We start from the raw sequence: 24452 nt of genomic DNA on the forward strand, positions 1-24452 counted from the left end.
ATAAAAGAACGTAAATTATGGCAAAAATCAAAGGAGCAATCGTAGTAGACACCGAACGTTGCAAAGGCTGCAACCTGTGTGCCGTGGCTTGTCCGCTCAATGTAATAGCCCTCACCAAAGAGGTGAATGTAAAAGGGTATAACTATGCCCACCAGATATTGGAAGATACCTGTAACGGATGCAGTTCTTGCGCAACCGTATGTCCGGACGGATGTATCTCGGTTTATAAAGTAAAAGTAGAATAAATAAGAAGAATATGGCAGAAGAAGTTGTATTAATGAAAGGAAACGAAGCCATCGCCCACGCAGCCATTCGCTGTGGTGCCGACGGATACTTCGGCTATCCTATTACTCCCCAATCGGAAGTATTGGAAACACTTGCCGAACTGAAACCCTGGGAAACCACCGGCATGGTAGTACTCCAGGCAGAAAGTGAAGTGGCAGCTATTAATATGGTATACGGTGGCGCCGGAAGCGGAAAAATGGTAATGACCTCTTCATCCAGCCCCGGTGTCAGCCTCAAGCAGGAAGGAATTTCCTACATTGCAGGAGCCGAATTGCCGTGTCTGATTGTAAACGTGATGCGCGGCGGTCCCGGCCTCGGAACCATTCAGCCGAGTCAGGCCGACTATTTCCAGACCGTAAAAGGCGGCGGTCACGGTGACTATCGTCTCATCGCCCTTGCCCCTGCTTCCGTGCAGGAAATGGCGGACTTCGTAAGTTTGGGTTTTGAACTTGCCTTCAAGTACCGTAACCCGGCTATCATCCTTGCCGACGGTGTAATCGGTCAGATGATGGAAAAAGTAGTGCTCCCCGTACAGAAGCCTCGCCGTACGGATGCCGAAGTTATCGAGCAATGCCCGTGGGCCACTACCGGCAGAACCAACGGCCGCAAGCCCAATGTCATTACCTCTCTGGAACTGAAACCGGAAGAAATGGAGAAAAACAATATCCGTTTCCAAGCCAAATACAAAGAAATCGAAGAAAACGAAGTACGTTTCGAAGAGATTCACTGCGACGATGCCGAATACCTGATTGTAGCGTTCGGCTCTATGGCACGTATCGGCCAGAAGGCCATGGAACTGGCTCGTGAAGAGGGTATCAAGGTCGGAATGCTTCGTCCTATCACCCTGTGGCCGTTCCCGACCAAAGCCATTGCCGCCTATGCCGACAAAGTAAAAGGCATGCTGGTCACCGAGTTGAATGCAGGACAGATGATTGAGGATGTCCGCCTGGCCGTAAACGGAAAAGTGAAAGTGGAACATTTCGGACGCCTCGGCGGTATCGTCCCCGATCCGGATGAGATTGTTACGGCACTTGCCAAATTAAAAAATGAGAATTGAGAAGTAAGAAATCTCAGTAACTCTATTTGTATTTTTTAATTTTTAATTCTCAATTTAAGAAATGAATCCTGATAAAATAAGAAACGTACTGAATATTCTCTTCATGGTACTTGCCCTGGCAGCCATCATCGTATATTTTGTGGCAAAAGACGACTTCAAGCTGTTTATATACGTTTGCGGCGCTGCCATATTCGTCAAGCTCATGGAGTTTTTCATACGGTTCACCAACAGATAAGGAGAAGTGATTATGACAAAAGAAGATATTATCAAACCTGAGAACCTGGTTGCCAAGAAACCGACTCTGATGAACGATAATCCCATGCATTACTGCCCGGGATGCAGCCACGGTGTGGTTCATAAACTGATTGCCGAAGTAATCGAAGAAATGGGACTGGAAGATAAAGCCGTAGGTATCTCCCCTGTGGGATGCGCCGTATTTATCTACAACTATATAGATATCGATTGGCAGGAAGCCGCTCACGGACGTGCTCCCGCACTTGCCACCGCTATCAAGCGCCTGTGGCCGGACCGTCTGGTATTTACCTACCAGGGCGACGGTGATTTGGCCTGTATCGGTACCGCCGAAACAATTCATGCGCTGAACCGCGGCGAGAATATAACCATTGTTTTCATCAACAACGCCATCTACGGTATGACCGGCGGACAAATGGCTCCTACTACCCTTGTGGGCATGAAGACTTCTACCAGCCCCTACGGACGCGACGTGCATTTGCACGGTTATCCTCTGAAGATAGCCGACATTGCCGCCCAACTGGAAGGTACGGCTTACGTCACCCGCCAAAGTGTGGAAACCGTTCCCGCCATCCGCAAGGCGAAGAAAGCTATCCGCAAGGCATTCGAGAACTCCATGGCAGGCAAAGGCTCCAACCTCGTAGAGATTGTTTCCACCTGTAACTCCGGCTGGAAGATGTCTCCGGAAAAATCAAACAAATGGATGCAGGAGAATATGTTCCCCTTCTATCCGTTAGGTGACTTGAAAGATAAATAATGATGCTAAAAACAGAAGAACAATGAAAGAAGAAATCATTATAGCAGGCTTCGGCGGACAAGGTGTATTGTCCATGGGCAAGATTTTGGCATACTCCGGACTGATGGAAGGCAAAGAGGTTACCTGGATGCCGGCATACGGTCCGGAACAACGCGGCGGTACGGCAAACGTAACCGTGATTGTAAGTGACGAGAAAATCTCCTCACCCATTCTGAGCAAATACGACGCGGCTATCATCCTGAACCAACCCTCGCTGGAGAAGTTCGAGAGTAAGGTAAAACCCGGCGGCGTACTTATCTACGACGGCTACGGCATTATCAACCCGCCCACACGTAAGGATATCCACATTTACCGCATCGACGCTATGGATGCCGCCAATGAGATGAATAACGCCAAAGCATTCAACATGATTGTACTGGGCGGTCTGTTGAAGATTGCTCCGATCGTGACTTTGGAAAACGTTATCAAGGGATTGAAAAAGACACTCCCCGAACGTCATCACCACCTGATACCGATGAATGAAGAGGCCATCAAACGTGGTATGGAGCTGATTAAAGAGGTATAAAGTACCTAAACTATAAACGGATGATGCTTTCTTAAAGGAAACATCATCCGTTTTTTCTTACCCGCCTATTCGGGGAATTTTATAATAATAGTCAAGTCTGGTACGTTAATGGCCGACATCAGTTATAAGGACAAACTCCCGTATCACGCATCTTGCATCTGGAGTTTGTAATCTTACATATTCCTCTTCCGTTGATTACATCATCTGTCAGGTTATCGCAAGTCACTTTATACTTGTCCTTACCACCTGTATTGCCGGTAGCCGCAAGCACTACATAAAGAATAAGAAGCGCGATCGCCACAAATATCAATATCCAGGTAATGGTGAAAACGGCATACGTAGTCAATATCATATAACCCCACCGCCACATCAGTCGCTTCCTGTCCTCGGGTACCGCGCTACGTATTTGATACAAAGCGTAACCAATCAATGCAAGGGCGGAAATCCCCGCCAGCCAGCCAATCATATCCTGGCTATCCGAACCGAGCCACTGCGAAAAGACCGCGACAACGCCCAGTACGGCACCTATCCAGTAATAACTCTTTGACTCCGGCACGACATCCACTCCCGACATTTCGTACAAACGGTTGGGAACAAAATTACTCCATTTGGTGAATGACAAGATTACGGCAACAAAAGACAAGACGACAAGTACCAATAATCCGCCGCACAGCGCAGCAAGATTTACCGCTATGTCATAAAAAAGACGCCAGGTTTCCGCTTTCTTATTTTCCGCCCGGCCACAACTCAGAATACGGCGTACAATGCGCCAAACGGGATAGACCAGGGTCAACGCCACACATATCCCCGCAACCCAATAAAGCTGCGTATCCGCAGGAGTCTCGTCCATAAAAAGCAATGCGCCGGAAAGCAAACCTGCCATCATCATTATAAAGCCCAGCACACCTGTTATAATCAATGTACGAAGAGAACGGAAACTGAATGAAGAGACAATCTCCGTACCCGCTTTCTTATTGAACCAACTTTTTATCTTACCGAACCTCAAAAACAAGAGGCATGAAAAAACAAAGCCGCACAACCCTAATATTTGGGAAAGTAAAGCCAACAATACGATTAAAATTTCCATATTACTTCATTCTATTATTCGTAATAAGTAATGCTACGTTCCGCAATACCATAAGGCTGCCCGTTAAGGGTTATCACCATGCGTGTCCAGTTGCCCCGGTCGTCTGTTTCCGTATAGTCATAGGAAACTTCATTATCATCGGACGATACGCAGGTTTCCAACCATCCTTTTTCATTATAGGTGTACTCTTTAACGGTCAGGTATTCATCCATCTCACTGTAAGCGGATTCTTTAAGTACGCGTCCCCGAGCGTCTTTCACTACATAATCACGTTCCGTATCTCCATGCTCTATGCGATTACCGTCCGCATACTCTATCTTTGAGGCATCCGCCGGATACTCATTGGTAATCTTATCACCGTCTATATACATATCTTCGATTGTATTCGCCAAATTACCGCCTTGATAGATATACTTACGGTCGGTAACCATTTCACCGTTCCGGAAGAGTTTCTCGTTGCTGACATTTCCGTCTTGGTAATCATAGACTGTGATGTACTTAACGGCATCCACCACGCTTATTACAGAGTCGAGCTGTCCGGCTGCGCTATAAATCCGGGTGTCTTCTTGCGGAAAGAAATCCGTCTCCCGATAAACGTCCGGTTTGCCGTTCTTTACTATTTTATCGCCTTGCGCCTTCGCGTTATAAATCAAAGTCTGAACCTTATGTACCTTACCGTTCAGTCCTTCCCGGCCCGTACTATTTCCGTTTTGTGTAGATACGCCACCGCAAGCGGTCAGCGCAATGGCTGCCGCCGTCATTAAAAGTCTGTTCATATTTGCCTGCTTTTTTTATTAAGTAACCGTACGTTTAGAAACCATAGGCTTGTTTACGTATCGCCATATAGTCTTTCTCCGCCAGAAACACAATCTTGGCAAACTCCGTAAAGTCGTAAGTATGACAGTTAATGTAAACGGGAGCGCCTTCACTATGGCAGGGCACACCGGCTTGAATCATCTGTCCGGGAGCATACTCGGCCTTCAAGGAACTGTTATAAGAATTACTGTTGAAAGGGTTCAACTGTCCGAGTTCAATCAAATGGTCATTGGCTTTCATCAAGGCGAAATACAGACGGGTGTCTTTCAACGGATATTCGCCTTCGGCGCATTTACGTTTGGTTTCGCGTACTACAATATCCCGTTTGGGAGTTACCGTAACCCGTACAATTATACTGCCAGCCTCTCTGCCGGCATGATATTCCGCCACTTTAGCACCTGTTACCTGAAAGTCGGGATATACGTCTCCGGTACAAACGATTTCGCGTCCCACGAGTTTCTCACCCTCTTCCGCCGCCTTCTGATAACTCCTGGCCGCATATTCATCAAACTCTTTCAGTTTCTTTTGATAACGGTCTAAATCATCCTCTTTGCGCAAGCTTTCATCCAACGCTTTTTTCTTAGCTGCCACCTCTACGAATATGGCGGGTACACGCCCCAAAGGCGTATCACTACTTGCGGCCGAACCCGAAGCGGCACCACCGCACGCTGACAACACAACCAGTCCGCAGAACATTGCGGACAAAGTTATAACCGTAAACTTTTTCATCATATCAAACTATTTTAAATGAGTAATGTCGTCAGCATTTACGGATAGGGATAATCCCTTTGGAGATAGCCGTCATAATCAGGTCTGCCACATTCCGGGCATCCAGTTTATCCATCAGATGGCGCCGGTGTGTATCGACCGTATTGGTAGAGACACAAAGTTCCTGAGCTATCTCCTGCGTATTCTTACCCTCGGAGATGCATTTCAGCACATCGAGTTCACGCAAGGTCAGCTCTTCACGCCGCCCTTCGTCCGAACGCTTCATCTGTGCGCGCACATGTTCGGCATAAGGGCAATAGTACGTTTCGCCATCCAGCACACGGCGAATGGCTTCGGCTATTTTTGTAGAATCAATGGATTTAAACAGAATACCGTCTACCGAGCACTGTATCAAGTTCTTGATAAACCAGATTTCCTCGTGCATGGTATTCACAATGATACGCGCTTGCGGGTCTTTCTCCCGTATTCGCACAATGATATCCATCCCTGATATGTCGGGCAACTCCATATCCAACACGAAAAGATTGAAACGTTGAGATGCGATAAGAAGCAAAGCCTCCTGTCCCGACGATGCAGTACATACGTTTTTTATTTCCGGTAACGAACATTCCACTATCCGCTTCAAACCTTGAAGCACCAAATCATGGTCATCCACCAACAAAATGCGTATCTCTCTTTCTTTCATCAACCTATCTTTGTGTTCTAAATTATGTTGCAAAGAAATAGCATTTATTAATATGCGGCATCATCAAAAATAGTGATTTTACTCTCCGGCATAACGGTTTTCTATTAAATGGATAATGGTATTTCAAGCCTGAACTTTTGGCTTCCGTCCTGAATATTTACAGTAAACAAACCACCGACGGTCTTCGCGCGTTCTTGGATGGTAGTAAGCCCGATACCCTTTGCCCGCACCTCACTACCACGATAGTTTTTACCGTTGTCCGAAACTTGCAGAGTCAGCAGTCTCCGTTTCAATGTGAGGGTCACATCTATCTCCGTAGCTCCGGAATGCTTCAGGATATTGGACAGTAATTCCTGCATGATACGGTACACCTCATAAGACACTTCTTCGGGTACTTGACTCCACTGCGTTTCTTCACTCTCTTTACTGAATGCGAGTTGTACGGATGCAGGCAGGACAAGCCGTTCCACATAAGCCTCTATCGTCTCGGCAAGAGTGGCAGACCGGAACTTAGGCGGCATCAATTCGTGGGAAATACAACGGACATCGCTACGTACCTGCTCCAGCAAAGCCAGGATTTCTTGTTTCGACTCGTCTGTGGGTTGCATGCATTGCATATTCATGCCAATGCCAAGCAGGTCGTTACATACGCCGTCGTGCAACTCCTTGGCAAGGCGCGTACGTTCGCGCTCCAATCCCTCTATATAACTTTGGGCAAGTTTCAATTCTTCCTCTTTCTTAATGCGCTTACGGCGGAAAACATAATAAAGCAGAAAGAGTATCAATATAAAAACCACGACAACGGTTGCCATAATCCACCGCATGGTCTGCGCTTTCTGTTCCAACTGAACTTGATTCAAACGGACTATTTCAAGCTCCTTTTCCCTGGTATCGTATTTCACGGTCAGGTCGGACAGCTCTTTGCTGATATGCTCCGAATGCAGACTGTCACACACCCGGTAAGCCATATCGTAGTAATACATGGAGTTTTCGGGTTCCTGCAGGTCGCGATAGTTACGCGCCATCATCAAATACAGTTTGTCCATAGGCAGATGCAATCCGGCTCCGCGATACTTCAACAATTTCTTCTGAATATTCAGGCTCTCGCGATACCTGCCTTGAGACATATAGATTAGGAACTGCTCTTCCAAAAATCCGAATACTTCCGTTGACTCTTCAGGTAATTGCGGTATGACAGCTTCCGCTTTTTCCATATATACGTCCAACGAATCACGATTGCCCAACGCCTTAAACATCTCAAGCATCACCGTATAGGCTTTCAGCACATATCTGGGCTTCTTCTGCCGGATACCTTCCGTCACTACGGCACGCAACATGCCTATTCCCTCGTCATGACGCCTTTGCAGAAAGTAAATGCTGCCACAGGAATAGTTGGCATATAATATCATATCCAAATCCTGACTTTTTGCCGCCGCCTCAACAGCACGTTTACCATAAGCGATTCCCTCATCCAAACGACTTTGATTGGCATACAAAAGGGCAATACCGCACAAAACCTGCGCCTGCTCGGAATAGTATTCGCGCCCTTCAAGCAAGTCCAAAGCCTCGTTATAATAAATAAGCGCGGAGTCCAGTCTTTCTTTTTGGCGACAGACCACTCCAAGGTTGGCGCTGACCGTTGCCCAAAGAGCAGTATCCCTCTGGCGAGCCGCTTCATCGTGAGCCATCGAAAAATAATGAAACGCCTTATCCAGATTGCCCGAAGAGAAATAAGCGTCGCCTAAATTACATAGCAACGACGCGTACAAAGGGGAGTTCTTGGTCTGCAAAATTTCCAACCCTTTTTCTGCATAATAACGGCAACTATCCACCGAACGGTTCGAGTAATATTCACTCAACTCGCTGTATGCAGCGGCAATGCTGTCTTTGTTATTCAATTTCCCGGCACTGATAAGTTTTGCCTGATATTTTTCTAATTCCGCATCCTGGGCATACAAAAAAGGAGTAATGGCAAATACTCCCAAAAGAATAAACAGTGTTTTCATATAACGAATGGATTTTATCAAGCTGTCAACAATCAATTATAAAGCCAATACACATAATCAGATTGTACTATCTGTGCAAATATAAAAAACTCGGAACATACGACACTTCTGTTTACAAGAAAAAGAAGCAAAAAAGACTGAATTCCGTAAGCGAATAATTTTTTATTGTATCTTTGCGCCTAATTATGAGACGAATCGTACTGACATATATATTTCTATCTATTATAGGTATCTTGGGCGCCGTGGCGCAGACGACTCCTTTCAACCGTATGGATCCTACAACGGGACGCGACCAGTTCGGCAATCAGGTAGACCCCAACACGCTGCCGGATAACTTGGAAGACAGCACCAATACGGAAATCCAAAGTATTCCGCCCAAACTTTATATGTGGCGTCTGAGTGAGACCCTGGGTGACCGTACCATTATTCCCGCCGATACCGCCAATCTGAATTTCCAAAATACCAACCTGGTGGAAGGCATGTACGGACATTACAATTATTTGGGTAACCTGGGCTCTCCCCGCCTTTCACGTATCTTTTTCGAACGCAGAGATAATGAGCCGACCATCTTCATGGAACCTTTTTCCAGCTTCTTTGTCCGTCCCGATGAAGTAAAATTCACCAATAGTAACGTACCTTTCACCAACCTTACTTATTATAAAGCGGGAAATAAAGTCAACGGTGAAGAACGTTTCAAATCTTATTTCTCGGTAAATGCCAACAAACGCCTGGCTTTCGGCTTCAACATCGACTACCTGTACGGACGGGGATACTACCAGAATCAGTCCACATCAAACTTCAATGCCGGAATATTTGCCAGCTATATCGGCAATAAATACCAGATGCAGGCGGTGTACAACAACTTCATTATGAAGATGAACGAAAACGGCGGTATTCAGGACGACCGTTACATCACACGTCCGGAAGACATGGCGGAAGGCAAGAAGGAATACGAGTCTACCACCATCCCCGTTAATTTGGAACAGACGGCAAATAAAAACAAAGATTTCTATGTATATCTGACACACCGTTACCGGCTTGGTTTTACACGTGAGACAACAACCGTAGAAGATGCCAAAACTCCCGGTATAGCGGCGGCCAACGATAGCGTACCTCTGCCCAAGGATACGATTATAACCGAAGAGTTCGTTCCCGTCACCAGCTTCATACATACCATAAAGGTAGAACGGGCGCGCCACAAATTCTCATCCGCCAAAGAAACGGAAGGACAATATCCCAATGCTTATTTCGATGAAGTGGCCAGCCGGGACTCAACTACGGCTTTTAGTGTAAAGAACGTATTCGGCCTCGCCTTGCTCGAAGGTTTCAACAAATATGCCAAAGCCGGACTGACAGCCTACATATCACATAAATTCAGCCGTTATGAATTAATGGATACATTGTCGCGCACCCGTTTTGACGAACAGGAGATATTCGTAGGCGGTGAACTTGCCAAACGTCAGGGCAAAACGTTGCACTACAACGTAAACGGTGAAATAGGCATTATGGACAAGGCGCTCGGACAATTCCGTGTCAATGCCGACCTCGATTTGAATTTCCGCCTTTGGAAAGATACCGTGAATTTCTATGCAAGAGGTTATGTAAGCAATACGCTGCCTTCTTTCTATATGCGTCATTACCATTCCAACCATTATTATTGGGACAATGAGAATATGAATAAGGAGTTCCGTACGCGTGTGGAAGGCGAATTGAACATAGACCGCTGGAAAACGAACCTGCGCGCCGGCGTAGAAAATATAAAGAACTACACTTATTTCAACCAAAGCGCGATGCCTGCACAAGAAAGCGGTAACATACAGGTACTCTCCGCCACTCTGAAACAAGATTTTCGTTTAGGCATCCTGCACCTGGATAATGAAGTGACCTGGCAGAAATCGAGCAATGAAACGGTACTGCCTCTGCCGCAACTCTCCTTATATCATAATCTGTATCTGCTTGCCAAAATAGCCAAGAAAGTACTGACCGTACAGCTTGGAGCGGACGTTCGGTATTTCACTAAATATAATGCGCCCGCCTATACTCCCGCCATCCAGCAGTTCCATCTTCAGGCGGCAGATGACCAGGTGGAGATTGGCGGTTATCCGATTGTAAACGTATACGCCAATCTGCATCTGAAACGGACTCGTATCTTTGCCATGATGTACCACGTCAATGCAGGAATGGGTAAAGGCAATTACTTCCTGGTACCGCACTACCCTATCAACCCTCGCTTGTTCAAGATTGGCGTTTCATGGAATTTCTATGACTAATACCGTTCTTTTATATGAAAAAGACCAAACTATTGAAGTATATCATTTTGGGCGCAGTAGCTGCACTTGTCGCCACATTCCTGCTGCCCAAGAAAGAAATCCGTAAAGGACATCCGCGTGATTATGCCGAAATAGTAGCGGACGGTACTCTCCGCGCGGCTACGGAATATAATTCCATCAGTTTTTATGTGGACGGAGACACTCTGTCCGGATTTCATTACGAATTGATAGAGGCTTTTGCCCGCGACCACGGTTTGAAAGTAGCCATTACTCCCGAAATGAGTTTTAATGAACGTCTGGAAGGTTTGGCAAACGGTAAGTTTGATGTCATAGCCTATGGCATCTTGGTAACCAGCGAATTAAAGGACTCCTTGCTCCTTACCTCTCCGATAGTCCTGAACAGGCAGGTATTGGTGCAGCGAAAAACAGCCTCTCCCGATGACTCCCTATTTATCAAAAGCCAGCTGGATTTAGCGGGAAAGACGCTGAACATAGTAAAAGGTTCTCCTTCCATCCTGCGCATCCGCAACTTAGGAAACGAAATCGGCGACACCATCTATATAAAGGAAATAGAGAAATATGGTTCCGAACAACTTATCGCACTCGTTGCGCATGGTGACATTGATTACGCAGTATGCGACGAAAGCATCGCCCGTGCCGCCGCCGACAGCCTGCCGCAAATAGATATAAACACTGCCATCAGCTTTACCCAGTTCTACTCGTGGGGCGTAAGCAAACAATCTCCGGCACTTTTGGATAGCCTGAATACTTGGTTGGAGAAGTTTAAGAAAGGAAAAGAGTACGAGACAATCTACAAGAGATACTACTAAAGAGCGGCAAGCCGATTATTAAGCGTAACCGCTCTATATATACACTTTACGCGTCCTATCCATTATCACGGTTTTCAATCGTTCAATGCATCAATCTCCCTCAGCCACATCTCCGAAGATGCATCGCTCGGCATTCTCCAATCGCCGCGCGGACTGATGGAAATACTTCCCACTTTAGGGCCGTCCGGCAGACAGGAACGTTTGAACTGCTGATTAAAGAAGCGGCGGCAGAAAGTCTGCAACCATTTTTTTATGGTTTCTTCATCATAAACGTCCTTAAACGTACGTGCGGCAAGGAAGAAAATCTTGGAAGGACGGAAACCACAACGAAGGAAATAATAAAGGAAAAAATCGTGTAGTTCATACGGACCTACCAAGTCTTCCGTTATCTGCCTGATATTGCCATTTTCGTCTGCCGGTATCAATTCCGGGCTGATAGGAGTATCTACAATATCCAGTAGTGTAGCCCGGGATGTCTCGTCCATATCATTCTCGGCCACCCACTTCACCAAGTGTTTTACCAATGTTTTGGGAATACTTCCGTTAACGCCGTACATAGACATGTGGTCGCCATTGTATGTAGCCCATCCCAAAGCGAGCTCCGAAAGGTCACCCGTACCGATCACCATTCCCCAAGTCTGGTTGGCTATATCCATCAATATCTGCGTACGTTCACGCGCCTGCGAATTTTCATACACCACATCATGTACGTTTATATCATGGTCTATATCTTTAAAATGCTGTATACAGGCATCCTTTATACTGACTTCGCGCATGGTGACACCCAACGATGTCATCAGGTCGACGGCATTGGTATGCGTACGGTCGGTCGTGCCGAATCCCGGCATAGTCACGCCAATAATCCCTTTACGGTCCCAGCCCAGCTTATCAAAAGTTTTCACGCAAACCAACAATGCCAGCGTAGAGTCCAAACCGCCGGATATACCTACCACTGCACTCTTGGCATTGGTATGCACCAACCGCTGCGCCAATCCTGACACTTGTATAGAGAATATCTCCTCACAACGTTCATTCAAAGCAGGGCCTTGAGGAACAAACGGATGAGGGTCAAAAGTACGTGTCAGATTCAAATCTCCGGAGTTGACATATTCCGTAGAGATACGTACCGGCACTTCCGGCGCGCAATTAGCGTGACAAGCTGTAAATGTAGTATTTACCCTGCGTTCCGTACGTATATGCTCCACATCAATCTCACTGATAATCACCTGCTCTCCAAAAGAGAAGCGTTCGCTGCTTGCCAGCAACGTACCGTTCTCATAAATCAATCCGTTGCCTGCAAAAACCACATCCGTAGTAGACTCTCCAAAACCGCACGAACTGAACACATATCCCGCAATACAACGAGCTGACTGCTGGCTGATAAGCGAACGGAGATAAGCGTGCTTGCCTATTCCCTCATTATCCGCCGACAGATTGAAAAGGATTTCCGCCCCCTGTAATGCCAGAGAAGAACTCGGCGGAATGGGAGCCCATAAGTCTTCACAAATCTCAATACCGAAAGTGGTATCCGCCGTCTCAAAAAGCAGATTTCGCCCCATGGGAACTACTTGTCCGCACAGACGGGCGGTGGTTTCCGATACCTCACGCGCGGAAGTAAACCAACGCTTCTCGTAAAATTCCTTATAATTAGGAAGATAGGTTTTAGGAACGATTCCCAAGATCTTGCCTTTCTGTATAACTACCGCAGTATTCAGCAACACACCGTTCAAGGGTACAGGCATACCGAGAATAGATATTATATCCATCTGACGTGTATTGTTCAAGATTTGTATCAGCCCCATTTCGGCCTCTTCAAGCAGAAGTTGCTGAGCAAAAAGGTCAGCACATGTATATCCGGTAATGCACAACTCCGGAAAGGCTATTATCTGCACTCCTTTCCCATCGGCAATGATTATCTCTTTTTCAATTTGTCCGGCATTGAACTTACAGTCCGCTACCTTGACACGGGGTACAGCCGCCGCTACTTTGACATATCCGTAATTCATAAGAATCCAATTAATATTAGGGCACAAAAATACGGCAATTTATCAATAAACACAAAATAATCAGCTTTTTCGCTTTACACTGTTACAATTCTGTATAAAAAAAATCTCTAATTTCTTTTGGATAAATCAAAGAAGTACCTATCTTTGCAAGAGAATTAAAAATGTAATTGTTACAAGTTTGAATTACAGATGATATGGATGTAATAAAGCGATTGCAAAATCATAATATCAAACCGTCAGTACAGCGCATAGCCATTATGAACTATCTGATGGAGCATTGTACGCATCCCACGGTGGACGAGATTTATACGGCGCTTTCCCCTTCCATTCCTACATTGTCTAAAACAACTGTTTACAACACTTTAAAGTTACTCAGTGAGCAAGGTGCTGCACAAACATTGACAATTGACGAACGAAATACCTGCTATGATGCGGATACCACTCCTCACGCCCATTTTTTGTGCAAGCATTGCGGAAAAATATATGATTTGGAATGCAACGCCAACATCAAACAGGTAGAGGACATGGATATGGGCGGGCATGAAGTGCAAGAAATCCATTATTATTATAAAGGTATTTGCAAAAGCTGTTTAGAAAACGAACAATTAACCAAAATAACGAATAACTAATTCAACTAATTAAAATCTGAAGTAAAATGAAAAAGTTTAGATGTACTGTCTGCGGTTACGTATATGAAGGAGACGCAGCTCCTGAGAAATGTCCTTTGTGTAAAGCTCCTGCAAGCAAATTCGTTGAAGTAGAAGAAGCGCAGGAAGGCGGTCCGTTGGTTTTTGCCGACGAGCACGTTATCGGCGTAGCCAAAGGATGTGACGATGAAATGATTAAGGATTTGAACAACCACTTCATGGGTGAATGTACTGAAGTAGGCATGTATCTTGCTATGAGCCGTCAGGCAGACCGTGAAGGTTATCCCGAAGTAGCTGAAGCTTTCAAGCGTTACGCATGGGAAGAAGCAGAACACGCTTCTAAGTTTGCTGAATTGCTGGGCGACTGCGTATGGGATACTAAAACCAACCTCGAAAAGAGAATGAACGCCGAATCAGGCGCTTGCGAAGACAAGAAACGCATCGCTACCCGCGCTAAAGCATTGAATCTGGATGCTATCCATGATACTGTTCATGAAATGGCTAAGGACGAAGCTCGTCACGGTAAAGGTTTCGAAGGCCTGTACAACCGCTATTTCAAGAAATAATCCGAAATACAGATATATGGGAAAGGACTTGCAGAATCTGCAAGTCCTTTTTTATGCACAGAAATCCCCGCTACAGAATCATAGCGGGGATTTCTTCATACCCTAAGGTATTGAATGAAAGGTTATTTTGCTCTGAAAAACAATGTTTTTTTTAGAAACGCAAGCCCAGTGTCAACAATACTTGACTACGGGTGTTCTTTACTTTCGTTACAGCGGGAGTACCCTGAAGTACTCTATACTCCACTCCGTTTTCCACTTCGCGCTCCATTTCCACGAACGGATAGAAATTCTCTTTATAAGAAGAGAACTTATATGCCAAATCCGCATAGAACATAGAACCACGGTAACCTATACCCAAAGTATAGTTGCTCAACGCCTTTGTATTGGCAAAATCCGTATCGGTCTGAATGGAATTTAAGGGCAGGTCTTTATAAGCATCATTATTAAAAATGGCAGTGCTATAATTATATCCCGCACGCAAAGCAAATTGAGGAATCACCTTATACTCCGCGCCTAAGCGAATCGTACTTACACCTTTCATCATGGGCGTGGTACTGTTTTCGTATTCGAAAAGATCGGAAAAACCGTCATCCGGATTCTTAAACTTCATTGACGAGTAGTCCTCGTATTCATATTCCGCACCCAGCGCCCAACTATTGCCTATCGTATATCCCAAACTGACATTGTATGTCCACGGAGTTTGAAGACGGAATTGGCGAATCATATCACCGTTAATCATATCAGGAGTATAAATATCATACTGCTCGATATTTCCACTTACCTCATTACGTACGTCCGCCTGTACCAAAGCGCTTGTCTTATAATCCAAGCTATAGAAAGTAGGAGTATGAACAGCCAAACCTATACGTAACGGAGAATATTCGAACGGGCGGACAATGGCTCCGAATTTAAAATCGAATCCCGAACCCTGTATTCTATTCCAAGAAGTCAGATTATATCCCTGACCGGCGTAATCTCCCGTATAATTCTCATCATAGAAAGTATATTTATTATAATCTATGGCATAAGCTCCGATAGTCAAACCCAGATATACACGGTCGTTTATATTAAAGGAAACATTAAAATCGTATTGTTCGATACCGCCACGTTCTTCCGAACGGAAAGTGGCATCGCCATTCTCATACATCCCATAATAGAAACCGGGCATCTCATAAAGCGGCGTACCGTCACTGTTCTTTATCTGATTTCCATCTTCATCTTTATATGGCATACCCGTATTATCTGTTGTCAGATTAGAAATCAGCCAACTGTCATAGCCCAAAATGGACAGCCAACCTACATTATCGTCATTATAAGGATGACTTCCCCAGCTTTCGATACCTCTGGCTTGTTCTGCCATTTGGAAGGTTTGGGAGTATGCTCCCAAGTTACCGCCCATTGACATATTCTTATAAAAAGATTTAGCCTTATGGTAATTAAAACCGAAATTCACATAACGCAAGGCTGTGGCATTACCTATCTTTGAAGAGAGTACAAAGCCCGCATTATCAAAGGAAGCCCTTGTTTTATCTGAATTTATTTTACTTCCCATATAGTTACTTTCCGTACCATAAGAAGAAAAACTGAATGACATCATCGCATCATTACTACGGTAAATACCTATACCCGCAGGGTTTGTCCCGATAGTGGAAATATCACCGCCCAACGCTCCCATGGCACCACCCATACCTACAAAACGTGCCGTTCCATTCAAATCCTTATTCGCTATCTTAGCAGCATCGTACACAGTCTGCGCACTCACCGGGACTGCTGCAGCCAGCAGCCCCCAAGCAGCCAAAGTTATTATCTTCTTCATATCCTTTTAATCTTTTTCTATTAATACTATACCTATCTTCTTCTTGAAGAACCGCCACCTCCGCCACCGGATGAACGAGTGGAACCGCCACCGCTACTGCCGCTGGAATAGCTGCGTGAACCGCTACTGCTACCCGAAGAAAAACTCCGGGTTGAAGAATTGTTTTGTACGGGCGTATAAGAACGACGGCTGCTGCTTCCCGTAGAATAGTTACGGGGCGCCGATGTGGAACTGCCACGATTATAAGTGGAAGAACTTCCGCTGCCTGAACGCCTTACTCCGGTAGAATTTACACTGCTGCCGCGAGATACGCCTGTAGAAGCAGAGGAACCCACACGTGTACTGCTTGGGCGGGTATATGCGCTACGTCTTGTAGAAGAGGCATCCGTACGTGTAGTTACTCCGCTACGTGTCCCGGATGAACGTGTACCTACCACACGCCTTGTTGTCGTTGCGCCGCTTTGCGCATTCCGTCTGTAAGACGAAGTACCCGAAGAACGGACAGTAGAGCTTGAACCGCCACGAGTCACGCTTGAACCCGACCTGCGAACCGCAGAAGAGGAAGAAGGATTTCTATAACTGCTTGTTCCCGAAGAACGACGGTAGGTATACGTATTGCGCGGGTAATACCCCCCACCCCAGTGTCCGCCACCGGGATAATATCCGGGATGATAATGGTGGTGATGTCCCCACCAACCGCCGCCATACCAGCCGCCCCATCCTACACTCCAGCCAAAGCCCCAGCTTGGACCATACCAACTGTTCCAACCCCAGCCATAATAGGGATAACCACCCCAACCGTAAGAGTTATAGCGCCAATCCCACCACAGGCGGTTGGTAAACGTCGGGAATGCATACGCATACAATCCATCCGTATATACATTCCAGTCCCATGAGTTCAGGCCATAGACCACATCCCAATAAAGCGGACTGCCGATACTGATGGCATAACGAGGATTGCGGAAACGGATAATACGCGTAGCATATTCATAATCATCTTCCGAACCGTCAAAACCGTTTACCCATTCTCCGTCCAGACCATCATCTTCCTTTTCGTCTACATAAAGCGTATCATTCTCTTGTGAAAAGTCATAGTCTTTAGAATCATAGCGGCGATTATACTCGTCTACATCACGGATATTCCCTTTACGGTCTTTCACTACAATTGTCGTGTTGCCCGGCGACGCATAAACCGTAGTCGGCGCATTCGTCTTTACTACAACCGCATCGGTAGCCGGAGTTTTTTTCTTCTCCGTCTTTTCCTCTTTTTTCTTGGAAGGAACGTAGTAAAGGTCGTCATCTATACTTTGAGCCGAAAGCACCCATGGAAGGCACAAAGCAAAAAGCGATAAAAAAACAATCTTTTTCATATTCATTTGGTTTACGGGTTTACAATTCCATACTTTTCCACGTCACAAAGATAACGCAGGGATTTACCCCATACAGAAGATTTTCCCCAAAGATTTATAGGGATTTCCCTAAATGCACCTATCTTTGTATCCAAAACAAATATACGCAGAAATAGGTTTCTCTCCTATGTCTGCCTTTTGCATTTAACAAACAATCATATTCCAATGAAATATTTAGAATTTGCTTTTCATACCACTCCTTGTACGGAAGTCGTCAACGATGTTTTATCGGCAGTGTTGGGTGAAGTAGGCTTTGAGAGTTTTGTAGAGCAAGCTGACGGCATAGCAGCCTACATTCAAAAGGATTTATACAGTGAGAATGCCCTCAAAGAAGCTCTTGCCTATTTTCCTCTGCCCGATACACAGGTGGAATATACTTATCAGGAAGCGGAAGACAAAGACTGGAATGAGGAATGGGAGAAGAATTTCTTCCAACCCATTATCATTGGCGACCGCTGTGTCATTCACAGCACCTTTCACCACGACATTCCTCAAGCAGAATACGATATCGTCATTAACCCGCAAATGGCATTCGGTACAGGCCATCATGAAACGACCAGCCTCATTATCGGTGAATTGCTGGACAACAATCTGCAAGGCAAATCCTTGCTTGACATGGGATGCGGAACATCCATTCTCGCCATACTGGCACGTATGCGCGGCGCCGTACCCTGTACAGCTATCGACATAGACGAATGGTGCGTACGCAACTCACTCGAGAACATAGAATTAAACGGTGTAGACCGCATTTCCGTTTTTCAAGGAGACGCTTCCGCACTGAAGGGTAAAGGACCTTTTGATGTAATTATCGCCAACATCAACCGTAATATCCTGCTGAACGACATGAAGCAATATGTTAGCTGCATGCACCCGGGTTCGGAACTATACATGAGCGGTTTTTATGTGGACGACATCCCTGTAATACAAGCCGAAGCGGAACGTAACGGACTGCATTTCGTACATCATAAGGAGAAGAATCGTTGGGCTGCGGTAAAGTTTGTATCATAACAAACAGGTAAACGGGAGAAAGCGGAAAGTTAACTTCAGAAGCCTCATGATGTTAACTAAGCAGATGTAAGGAAGTTAACTTAGTAAACGATAACAAGTTAACTTCTTGCATCCATGAAGTTAACTATCGCAAAGTCATGCCAAGCAATTCTTCTAATGTACCGTTAAATACATTCAAATCGACTTCTTCTTCAATACCGGGGACATCACCCACATCGGTGTGCTGCCAGAAATGCCATTTACCCTCGTATTTTACGGAATCGACGTAATAGTGGGCTATCCAGTAAGGATAAGAATTAAATATGGAATCGTTGAGGTAACGTTTCTTGAATTTGTAAGAAGTGTAAAGAATCGGCTTTACTCCATAATGCGCCTCTACCCTGTCGAGCCATGTTTTAACGGCAAGTTTCAGTTCTTGCGGTGACTTCTTTCCCGTAGTTTCCACATCAAGAACAGGCGGAAGATCCCCCTTTGACAATTGTACGGTGCTAATAAAGAAATCAGCCTGCTTATGCGCATCCGTCTTAGGCAGAAAATAGTGATAAGCCCCCCGGATAAAACCGTGTTTCCGTGCCTGGCCAAAATTCTCGGTAAAGTTCTCATCGCCATAATCACCGCCTTCGGTGGCTTTCATAAAGATAAAGTGTATGGGAAATTTCGCTTCTTTATTATGGAGAAGCTTATCCCAGTCTATAATACCCTGATAGTGGGAAACATCAATGCCATGCACTTCGTAATTGCAAGGCATACATACTCCATAGCCTTTCAGCCCGTAACAGGGTTTCCAACGATAAGCGTAAGGACGGATAAAGAACCAATAAAATCCGGCGGAAAATATTGCAATAATACAAAAAGCCAATAAATTGCGTACCCATACAGGCATGGTACGAGATACCGCCTGTTTCTTTTTCCGGGAAGAAGCGATGCCGCGAGAAGCAGGCTTACGACGAGAGGCAGGTTTGTGGCGAGCCACAGTATCGGTTTTAGCAGGCATATGCGTGTAGTATAAAATTCAGGCACGGATTACACAGATATCACGGATTATATTTTATTCTTTCTCCGTGAAATCCGCGCAATCCGTGCCTAAAAAAATCAATATCTGGTTCTTAAGGAACTTCAATTATTTACCTTGTTCCAGTTGCAAAGTCTTGGTAGGCTGGTCACAAACTTCCGTAGGACCGAAGTACTGGATAGGACCCGGATAAACATAGTCTGTTTCCACAGCCCAACGGTCACGCTGAGCAGCGAACGCCTTGAAAGGAGCGCCATCGAGTTTCACCAGAGCCTTTTGGATAACAGGCTTCATTTCACCATGACGACGTTCCATGTTCATCATCATTGTGATAGGTACACCGCCTGCAATCCAATCTTCGGCGGGAGCGGTCGTGTTGCGTACGGAAGACATATAACCGGTCTTGCCGTTAGCAATCAGTGCGGATGCCGCGTAACCCAAAGAGTAGCAGTAATCGGCATCGAAATTAGACGGAGCGGCGCAACGTCCTTCGTAACCGAAGAAGTGGTGCTGTGCAGCAAATTTACCTACGTATTTACCTTCTTCTTTCCACTGAGCCAATTTAGCGGCTACCATTTCAGACAACAACTTCTCTGTTTCGATGAGCGATACCTGTACGTTTCCATGCGGGTCACGGTCTAATGACAACTGACGTGCAACGCCCTCAGGAAGGCTTGCATAGATAGCGGCATTTTCCGGAGACAGTTTGCGGATGATATAATCGCGTTGGTGTGATTTCTTAATTTGAGAGAATTCTTCAGCATTGGCAGCCAAGAAGTCATTCAGTTCGGCAATAAGACGTTTCATAGCCGGGATGAACTCAACCAGACCTTCGGGGATAAGAACCGTACCGAAGTTATTGCCCTGTGCGGCACGATTAGCCACTACCTGAGCGATGCCGGTTACGATATCATCCAAAGACATATCCTTAGCTTCCACTTCTTCGGAGATAATACAGATATTAGGCTGTACCTGCAATGCGCATTCCAAAGCGATATGAGAAGCGGAACGTCCCATCAGTTTGATGAAGTGCCAGTACTTGCGTGCAGAATTACAGTCACGTTGGATGTTACCGATTACTTCAGAATACGTCTTGCAAGCCGTATCGAATCCGAAAGAAGTTTCAATCATTTCGTTCTTCAAGTCACCGTCGATAGTTTTCGGACAGCCGATAACCTGTACGCCGCAATTCTTGGCAGCATAATACTCAGCCAATACGCAGGCATTTGTATTAGAGTCGTCACCACCGATGATAACCAGCGCTTTAATGTTCAGTTCTTTCAAGATTTCCAAACCTTTTTCAAACTGCTCTTCTTTTTCCAACTTTGTACGACCTGAACCGATAATATCAAAACCACCGGTATTGCGATATTCATCAATGATATCAGCAGTCAGTTCCATATAATTATGGTCTACCAAACCACCGGGGCCGAGGATGAAACCATACAGTTTACTGTCTTTGTTCAACTTCTTGATACCGTCAAAAATACCGGAAATCACATTGTGACCACCGGGAGCCTGACCGCCGGAGAGGATAACACCCACATTCATAGCGGGGAAGTTAGCAGCCTCATCGGTAGTTTCGAACTTAATCAAAGGCATTCCGTAAGTGTTAGGGAACAATTTTTTGATATCTTCCTGATCGGCAACCGACTGAGTAGCCGCACCAGCCACTGCTTTTACAGTACCTTTCAGCCCTTTCGGAAGTTTGGGCTGATAGGCAGCCCTTGCAATTTGCAATGCACTTTTAGTCATTTCTCTTCAATATTTAAAGGTGTTAATAAAGTTTCGTTTAAAAGCGTCGCAAATTTCGCTCTTTTCCGCAAGAAATGCAAACCGAAAAGGGAAATAATTAAAAGTGAGCGCTAAAACAAAACAAGAGAGAATATCACTTATATCTCTTGAAGCGCTTTCATCAATTTTTCTTCTTCGCCGCTCCCCACGGTTGAAAGCCGCAAAATAGGAATCTCATATAATGCAAGAATATGATCTTTCTTTATATCTCGTTGATACTGCAGTGTTTTCTCATTATGATAGGAATAGCCATCCGTCTCCACTACCAATATTGGTTTCTTGCTGACATGGTTAATTATAAGAAAATCCACGTGAGTATTATAATTAGCGGCATATGTCCGTTCATCTTCATTTAAAAGGATAGTATCTTTGATGAGATGACGTAAAGGAATATGACATAATACTCCCAAATGATGAAACTCCCGATATTTTTTTAAAACCGTTTGTATAAAAGCAAAAGTAATATTTTCCGAATCATACTCAGATATTTTCGGATGTGCCTGAATAAAAGCCAAACGTTGACGGGTATATTGACTATACAGATAGTCAAAAATAGAATGTATCCTACTTTCACTGACTGTGAAGTTATTGTATTCAATATAAGACAACAATTCACTGATATTACCCTTCAAAAGCTGTTCGTTACCCGAGACAACCAGACAGAACCGCTCTTTGGCCCTTGATATGGCAACATTCAGCAGGTTCGGATCATCGCTGAATTCGGTTATCTGATCATCCACCACACTCATAATAATAGTATCCTTTTCCCGTCCTTGAAACTTATGAACAGTAGCAGATTCTATTTCAGGCAATTGCCGAGACAATTCATTGACTTGAACATTATAAGGAGCGATAATTCCAATATCCGTCTGTTCGGGTAAATGAGCTATCACTTCATCACGAATTACATCAATTTCTCGCTGATTGTAGTGTTTACGCGCATGATGTCCCGGCACTGTCTTGATTGCGCGCAATGTATCAGGTTTTCCATCATCCTCGGTCATAATGAGCAAACCACCGCCATAAAACTTACGATTACAAAAGTCAATAATACGAGGATGGCAACGGTAATGTTCCCGAAGCAATGTTTGCGGGGCATCGGGCAAAAGAGTACATACGGACTGTAAAAAGCTGTTTCCGGCACAATCATAACCGGAAGGGATATCGAATTCCGCGACAATAGCATCAAGCTTTTCTTTATCCTCACCTGTCACTACATTGGGTAGCTGCAAAGTATCTCCCACGATAACAACATTTTTTGCACATGTCAGCGCCAAAGCACCCGTTTCAATAGAAACTTGCGATGCCTCATCCATAATCAGATAGTCGAATTCCGCTTGATCGGACAAGCAAATACGTGAAGAGAATGTAGTACTCAGCACTACCGGATATTGTTCCAGTACACTCTGATAATCCACTCGCAAATCCCTAACAGAAGAAAATACCTTACGCTTTTCCTTGCCGTATTTCTTAAACAAGGATACTTTGAATAGCTGCATAGATACTTCTGTTAATCTATTCAGTTCAGTTTTGGCATCATAGGTTTTCAATTCGGCTTGCAAGTTCGTTATCCGTTCGTTTAATTCCTCAATCTTCCGATGGTAATACAAAGTTTGCAGTTCCGTGATAATAGCAGATAGATTATGCTTATCAAACTTAGAGTTCAGTTTTAATACATATCGTCCTATCAAATTCATCCACCACCATTGAAGAGCCGCCAAACACTTATTCCACCATTCTTTGGGAACAATGACATCCTTCTCTGCATATGCCTGAAACTGCAACCACAAATTTAAAAGACGCGTGGAAGATAGAGAGTTAGCACTATTGAAAGAAGTAAACTCAAATATTTGATCCCGTTTGAAATGATTATACTCTAACTCTACAGCCTGAAGCTCTTGTTTGGACAAAGCCAACCCCTCTTGTACTGTAAAAATCCTGTCAAGCTTCCTCAAAAGATTCTCCGCCTCTTCCTCTTTCCGGAGTTTTTCCTCTACATTGCACTCCCAGTCTTGAAGTTCATCGGGTACAGCAGGCTGATTACCTATAAACGCCTCTTTATTTCCTTTCCTGCCCAATGGCGCCACTATAAAGCCAAGTCCTGCCTTATCCAGCTTCTCAAGAACATTGGTCGTAGCTGAATTGTTGTTTGAAACGACTAAAACAGTCTTTCCTTTTCGTATAATATTAGCTATAATATTGAGGATAGTTTGTGTCTTCCCCGTTCCCGGCGGACCTTGAATGATACTTATCTGATGTTCAAAAGCACAAACTACAGCTCGTTTCTGACTGGCATTGCATCCAAAAGGGTATATAAGCCGACCGCTCTTATCCTTTTTCAATGCTTTCTTTGGATTTAAATATGGAGCGATAGCTCTGCTATCATCAATAAAATCAATCTTTTCATAAAGTTTGGAAAGCAATCCGGTATTATCTTTTTCTTCCTCTTTACCGAGAATATTAGTAGATGCCACCGCCTTCAAATATTCAAATACACTTTGCGATTTACCATCACTCAAACATGAAGTCTTGATTATCAATTCTTCATCCAAGAGATACTGTGAGTAATTGGAAGTGTAAACTACATACCAATAAGTACTACCCTTATATTCAAAAGAAAATACTTCTTTTAAATCGTACACTCTACGCTGACGAATGAATATTCGATTATGATCGATGTCAATTTGTTTTGCGCACGTCAGCCATACAACTTTCTCACTGCCATATCTATATACCTTAGAAGAACCGCGATACTTCACATTAAAGCGACCCGCGTCATCCCGACCTATTTCTTCTATTTGTAAGGTCTTATTTTCTCCATTAATCAGAATAAGGTTTTGAGTAGCATCAATCAT

The 24452-nt window shown here is 44.7% G+C and carries 21 protein-coding genes; 10 read left to right on the plus strand and 11 right to left on the minus strand.

Going from position 1 to position 24452, the window contains the following annotated elements; genetic code table 11:
• The first annotated feature begins 17 nt into the window (after positions 1–17).
• The 5 genes from BHV73_RS14040 (at position 18) to BHV73_RS14060 (ending at position 2916) form a co-directional block, all read left to right on the plus strand.
• Complete coding sequence (locus tag BHV73_RS14040; protein WP_009120596.1) at positions 18–245, plus strand: 4Fe-4S dicluster domain-containing protein; 228 nt, start codon at positions 18–20, stop codon at positions 243–245.
• A gap of 11 nt (positions 246–256) precedes the next feature.
• Positions 257–1342, plus strand: a complete 1086-nt coding sequence (locus BHV73_RS14045; RefSeq protein ID WP_009120595.1) for a 3-methyl-2-oxobutanoate dehydrogenase subunit VorB — start codon at positions 257–259, stop codon at positions 1340–1342.
• A 61-nt stretch (positions 1343–1403) separates the two neighbouring features.
• Positions 1404–1577 carry a hypothetical protein gene (locus BHV73_RS14050; RefSeq protein WP_009120594.1) on the plus strand — a complete coding sequence of 58 codons (174 nt, stop codon included), beginning with the start codon at positions 1404–1406 and terminating at the stop codon, positions 1575–1577.
• A gap of 12 nt (positions 1578–1589) precedes the next feature.
• Positions 1590–2351 (plus strand): thiamine pyrophosphate-dependent enzyme, encoded by a 762-nt coding sequence (locus tag BHV73_RS14055; RefSeq protein ID WP_009120593.1) that lies wholly within the window; start codon positions 1590–1592, stop codon positions 2349–2351.
• A 22-nt stretch (positions 2352–2373) separates the two neighbouring features.
• The gene (locus BHV73_RS14060) at positions 2374–2916 is read left to right on the plus strand and encodes a 2-oxoacid:ferredoxin oxidoreductase subunit gamma family protein (protein ID WP_009120592.1); all 543 of its coding nucleotides are present in this window, start codon (positions 2374–2376) and stop codon (positions 2914–2916) included.
• Between the two features lie 118 nt (positions 2917–3034).
• On the opposite strand, the gene BHV73_RS14065 is transcribed toward BHV73_RS14060, so the two are convergent.
• The 5 genes from BHV73_RS14065 to BHV73_RS14085 form a co-directional block, all read right to left on the minus strand.
• Positions 3035–4003: a hypothetical protein gene (locus BHV73_RS14065; RefSeq protein ID WP_087413064.1), complete on the minus strand. Its 969-nt coding sequence runs from the start codon at positions 4001–4003 to the stop codon at positions 3035–3037.
• A gap of 14 nt (positions 4004–4017) precedes the next feature.
• Entirely contained in the window at positions 4018–4779 is a 762-nt protein-coding gene (locus BHV73_RS14070; RefSeq protein ID WP_022217794.1) for a hypothetical protein, read from the minus strand.
• A 34-nt stretch (positions 4780–4813) separates the two neighbouring features.
• A complete protein-coding gene (locus BHV73_RS14075) occupies positions 4814–5551 on the minus strand; it encodes a hypothetical protein (protein WP_009120589.1) in 738 nt (245 codons plus the stop codon).
• A 28-nt stretch (positions 5552–5579) separates the two neighbouring features.
• Entirely contained in the window at positions 5580–6233 is a 654-nt protein-coding gene (locus BHV73_RS14080; RefSeq protein WP_286738636.1) for a response regulator, read from the minus strand.
• A gap of 104 nt (positions 6234–6337) precedes the next feature.
• Positions 6338–8239, minus strand: a complete 1902-nt coding sequence (locus tag BHV73_RS14085) for a tetratricopeptide repeat-containing sensor histidine kinase (RefSeq protein ID WP_087413065.1) — start codon at positions 8237–8239, stop codon at positions 6338–6340.
• A 185-nt stretch (positions 8240–8424) separates the two neighbouring features.
• Here BHV73_RS14085 and BHV73_RS14090 point away from each other — a divergent pair, with 185 nt between their 5' ends.
• Together BHV73_RS14090 and BHV73_RS14095 are read left to right on the plus strand one after the other, a co-directional pair.
• Positions 8425–10509: a putative porin gene (locus BHV73_RS14090; RefSeq protein WP_022217798.1), complete on the plus strand. Its 2085-nt coding sequence runs from the start codon at positions 8425–8427 to the stop codon at positions 10507–10509.
• Positions 10510–10523: 14 nt separating this feature from the next.
• On the plus strand, positions 10524–11339 hold the full coding sequence (locus BHV73_RS14095; RefSeq protein WP_087413066.1) for a transporter substrate-binding domain-containing protein: 816 nt from the start codon (positions 10524–10526) through the stop codon (positions 11337–11339).
• Between the two features lie 74 nt (positions 11340–11413).
• Here BHV73_RS14095 and BHV73_RS14100 read toward each other — a convergent pair whose 3' ends face one another.
• Positions 11414–13345: an NAD(+) synthase gene (locus BHV73_RS14100; RefSeq protein WP_087413067.1), complete on the minus strand. Its 1932-nt coding sequence runs from the start codon at positions 13343–13345 to the stop codon at positions 11414–11416.
• A 194-nt stretch (positions 13346–13539) separates the two neighbouring features.
• On the opposite strand from BHV73_RS14100, the gene BHV73_RS14105 reads away from it, so the two are divergent.
• Positions 13540–13974 (plus strand): Fur family transcriptional regulator, encoded by a 435-nt coding sequence (locus BHV73_RS14105; protein WP_087413068.1) that lies wholly within the window; start codon positions 13540–13542, stop codon positions 13972–13974.
• 26 nt (positions 13975–14000) lie between these two features.
• Entirely contained in the window at positions 14001–14558 is a 558-nt protein-coding gene (locus tag BHV73_RS14110; protein WP_009120582.1) for an NADH peroxidase, read from the plus strand.
• 151 nt (positions 14559–14709) lie between these two features.
• On the opposite strand, the gene BHV73_RS14115 is transcribed toward BHV73_RS14110, so the two are convergent.
• Positions 14710–16374: an OmpP1/FadL family transporter gene (locus tag BHV73_RS14115; RefSeq protein ID WP_009120581.1), complete on the minus strand. Its 1665-nt coding sequence runs from the start codon at positions 16372–16374 to the stop codon at positions 14710–14712.
• Positions 16375–16406: 32 nt separating this feature from the next.
• Positions 16407–17744: a hypothetical protein gene (locus BHV73_RS14120; RefSeq protein WP_164470635.1), complete on the minus strand. Its 1338-nt coding sequence runs from the start codon at positions 17742–17744 to the stop codon at positions 16407–16409.
• A gap of 204 nt (positions 17745–17948) precedes the next feature.
• On the opposite strand from BHV73_RS14120, the gene prmA reads away from it, so the two are divergent.
• A complete protein-coding gene (gene prmA, locus BHV73_RS14125) occupies positions 17949–18791 on the plus strand; it encodes a 50S ribosomal protein L11 methyltransferase (protein WP_087413070.1) in 843 nt (280 codons plus the stop codon).
• Between the two features lie 124 nt (positions 18792–18915).
• Here prmA and BHV73_RS14130 read toward each other — a convergent pair whose 3' ends face one another.
• The 3 genes from BHV73_RS14130 to BHV73_RS14140 form a co-directional block, all read right to left on the minus strand.
• Positions 18916–19785, minus strand: coding sequence for a glycoside hydrolase family 25 protein (locus BHV73_RS14130; protein ID WP_087413071.1), 870 nt, complete (start codon positions 19783–19785; stop codon positions 18916–18918).
• Positions 19786–19911: 126 nt separating this feature from the next.
• Complete coding sequence (locus tag BHV73_RS14135; protein ID WP_009120576.1) at positions 19912–21558, minus strand: diphosphate--fructose-6-phosphate 1-phosphotransferase; 1647 nt, start codon at positions 21556–21558, stop codon at positions 19912–19914.
• A 137-nt stretch (positions 21559–21695) separates the two neighbouring features.
• Positions 21696–24452 carry a DEAD/DEAH box helicase gene (locus BHV73_RS14140; protein WP_087413072.1) on the minus strand — a complete coding sequence of 919 codons (2757 nt, stop codon included), beginning with the start codon at positions 24450–24452 and terminating at the stop codon, positions 21696–21698.

It is taken from the genome of Bacteroides sp. 44_46 (assembly GCF_001915465.1).
Classification (GTDB): domain Bacteria; phylum Bacteroidota; class Bacteroidia; order Bacteroidales; family Bacteroidaceae; genus Bacteroides; species Bacteroides clarus.

Bases quoted from the DNA above. Each gene is read 5' to 3' on its own strand.
- BHV73_RS14115 (WP_009120581.1), bottom strand. From the start codon at position 16,374: ATGAAGAAGATAATAACTTTGGCTGCTTGGGGGCTGCTGGCTGCAGCA.
- BHV73_RS14070 (WP_022217794.1), bottom strand. From the start codon at position 4,779: ATGAACAGACTTTTAATGACGGCGGCAGCCATTGCGCTGACCGCTTGC.
- BHV73_RS14090 (WP_022217798.1), top strand. From the start codon at position 8,425: ATGAGACGAATCGTACTGACATATATATTTCTATCTATTATAGGTATC.
- BHV73_RS14055 (WP_009120593.1), top strand. From the start codon at position 1,590: ATGACAAAAGAAGATATTATCAAACCTGAGAACCTGGTTGCCAAGAAA.
- BHV73_RS14140 (WP_087413072.1), bottom strand. From the start codon at position 24,452: ATGATTGATGCTACTCAAAACCTTATTCTGATTAATGGAGAAAATAAG.
- BHV73_RS14050 (WP_009120594.1), top strand. From the start codon at position 1,404: ATGAATCCTGATAAAATAAGAAACGTACTGAATATTCTCTTCATGGTA.
- BHV73_RS14085 (WP_087413065.1), bottom strand. From the start codon at position 8,239: ATGAAAACACTGTTTATTCTTTTGGGAGTATTTGCCATTACTCCTTTT.
- BHV73_RS14065 (WP_087413064.1), bottom strand. From the start codon at position 4,003: ATGGAAATTTTAATCGTATTGTTGGCTTTACTTTCCCAAATATTAGGG.
- BHV73_RS14080 (WP_286738636.1), bottom strand. From the start codon at position 6,233: ATGAAAGAAAGAGAGATACGCATTTTGTTGGTGGATGACCATGATTTG.
- BHV73_RS14040 (WP_009120596.1), top strand. From the start codon at position 18: ATGGCAAAAATCAAAGGAGCAATCGTAGTAGACACCGAACGTTGCAAA.
- BHV73_RS14075 (WP_009120589.1), bottom strand. From the start codon at position 5,551: ATGATGAAAAAGTTTACGGTTATAACTTTGTCCGCAATGTTCTGCGGA.
- BHV73_RS14060 (WP_009120592.1), top strand. From the start codon at position 2,374: ATGAAAGAAGAAATCATTATAGCAGGCTTCGGCGGACAAGGTGTATTG.
- BHV73_RS14120 (WP_164470635.1), bottom strand. From the start codon at position 17,744: ATGAAAAAGATTGTTTTTTTATCGCTTTTTGCTTTGTGCCTTCCATGG.
- BHV73_RS14130 (WP_087413071.1), bottom strand. From the start codon at position 19,785: ATGCCTGCTAAAACCGATACTGTGGCTCGCCACAAACCTGCCTCTCGT.
- BHV73_RS14110 (WP_009120582.1), top strand. From the start codon at position 14,001: ATGAAAAAGTTTAGATGTACTGTCTGCGGTTACGTATATGAAGGAGAC.
- BHV73_RS14095 (WP_087413066.1), top strand. From the start codon at position 10,524: ATGAAAAAGACCAAACTATTGAAGTATATCATTTTGGGCGCAGTAGCT.
- BHV73_RS14135 (WP_009120576.1), bottom strand. From the start codon at position 21,558: ATGACTAAAAGTGCATTGCAAATTGCAAGGGCTGCCTATCAGCCCAAA.
- BHV73_RS14045 (WP_009120595.1), top strand. From the start codon at position 257: ATGGCAGAAGAAGTTGTATTAATGAAAGGAAACGAAGCCATCGCCCAC.
- prmA (WP_087413070.1), top strand. From the start codon at position 17,949: ATGAAATATTTAGAATTTGCTTTTCATACCACTCCTTGTACGGAAGTC.
- BHV73_RS14105 (WP_087413068.1), top strand. From the start codon at position 13,540: ATGGATGTAATAAAGCGATTGCAAAATCATAATATCAAACCGTCAGTA.
- BHV73_RS14100 (WP_087413067.1), bottom strand. From the start codon at position 13,345: ATGAATTACGGATATGTCAAAGTAGCGGCGGCTGTACCCCGTGTCAAG.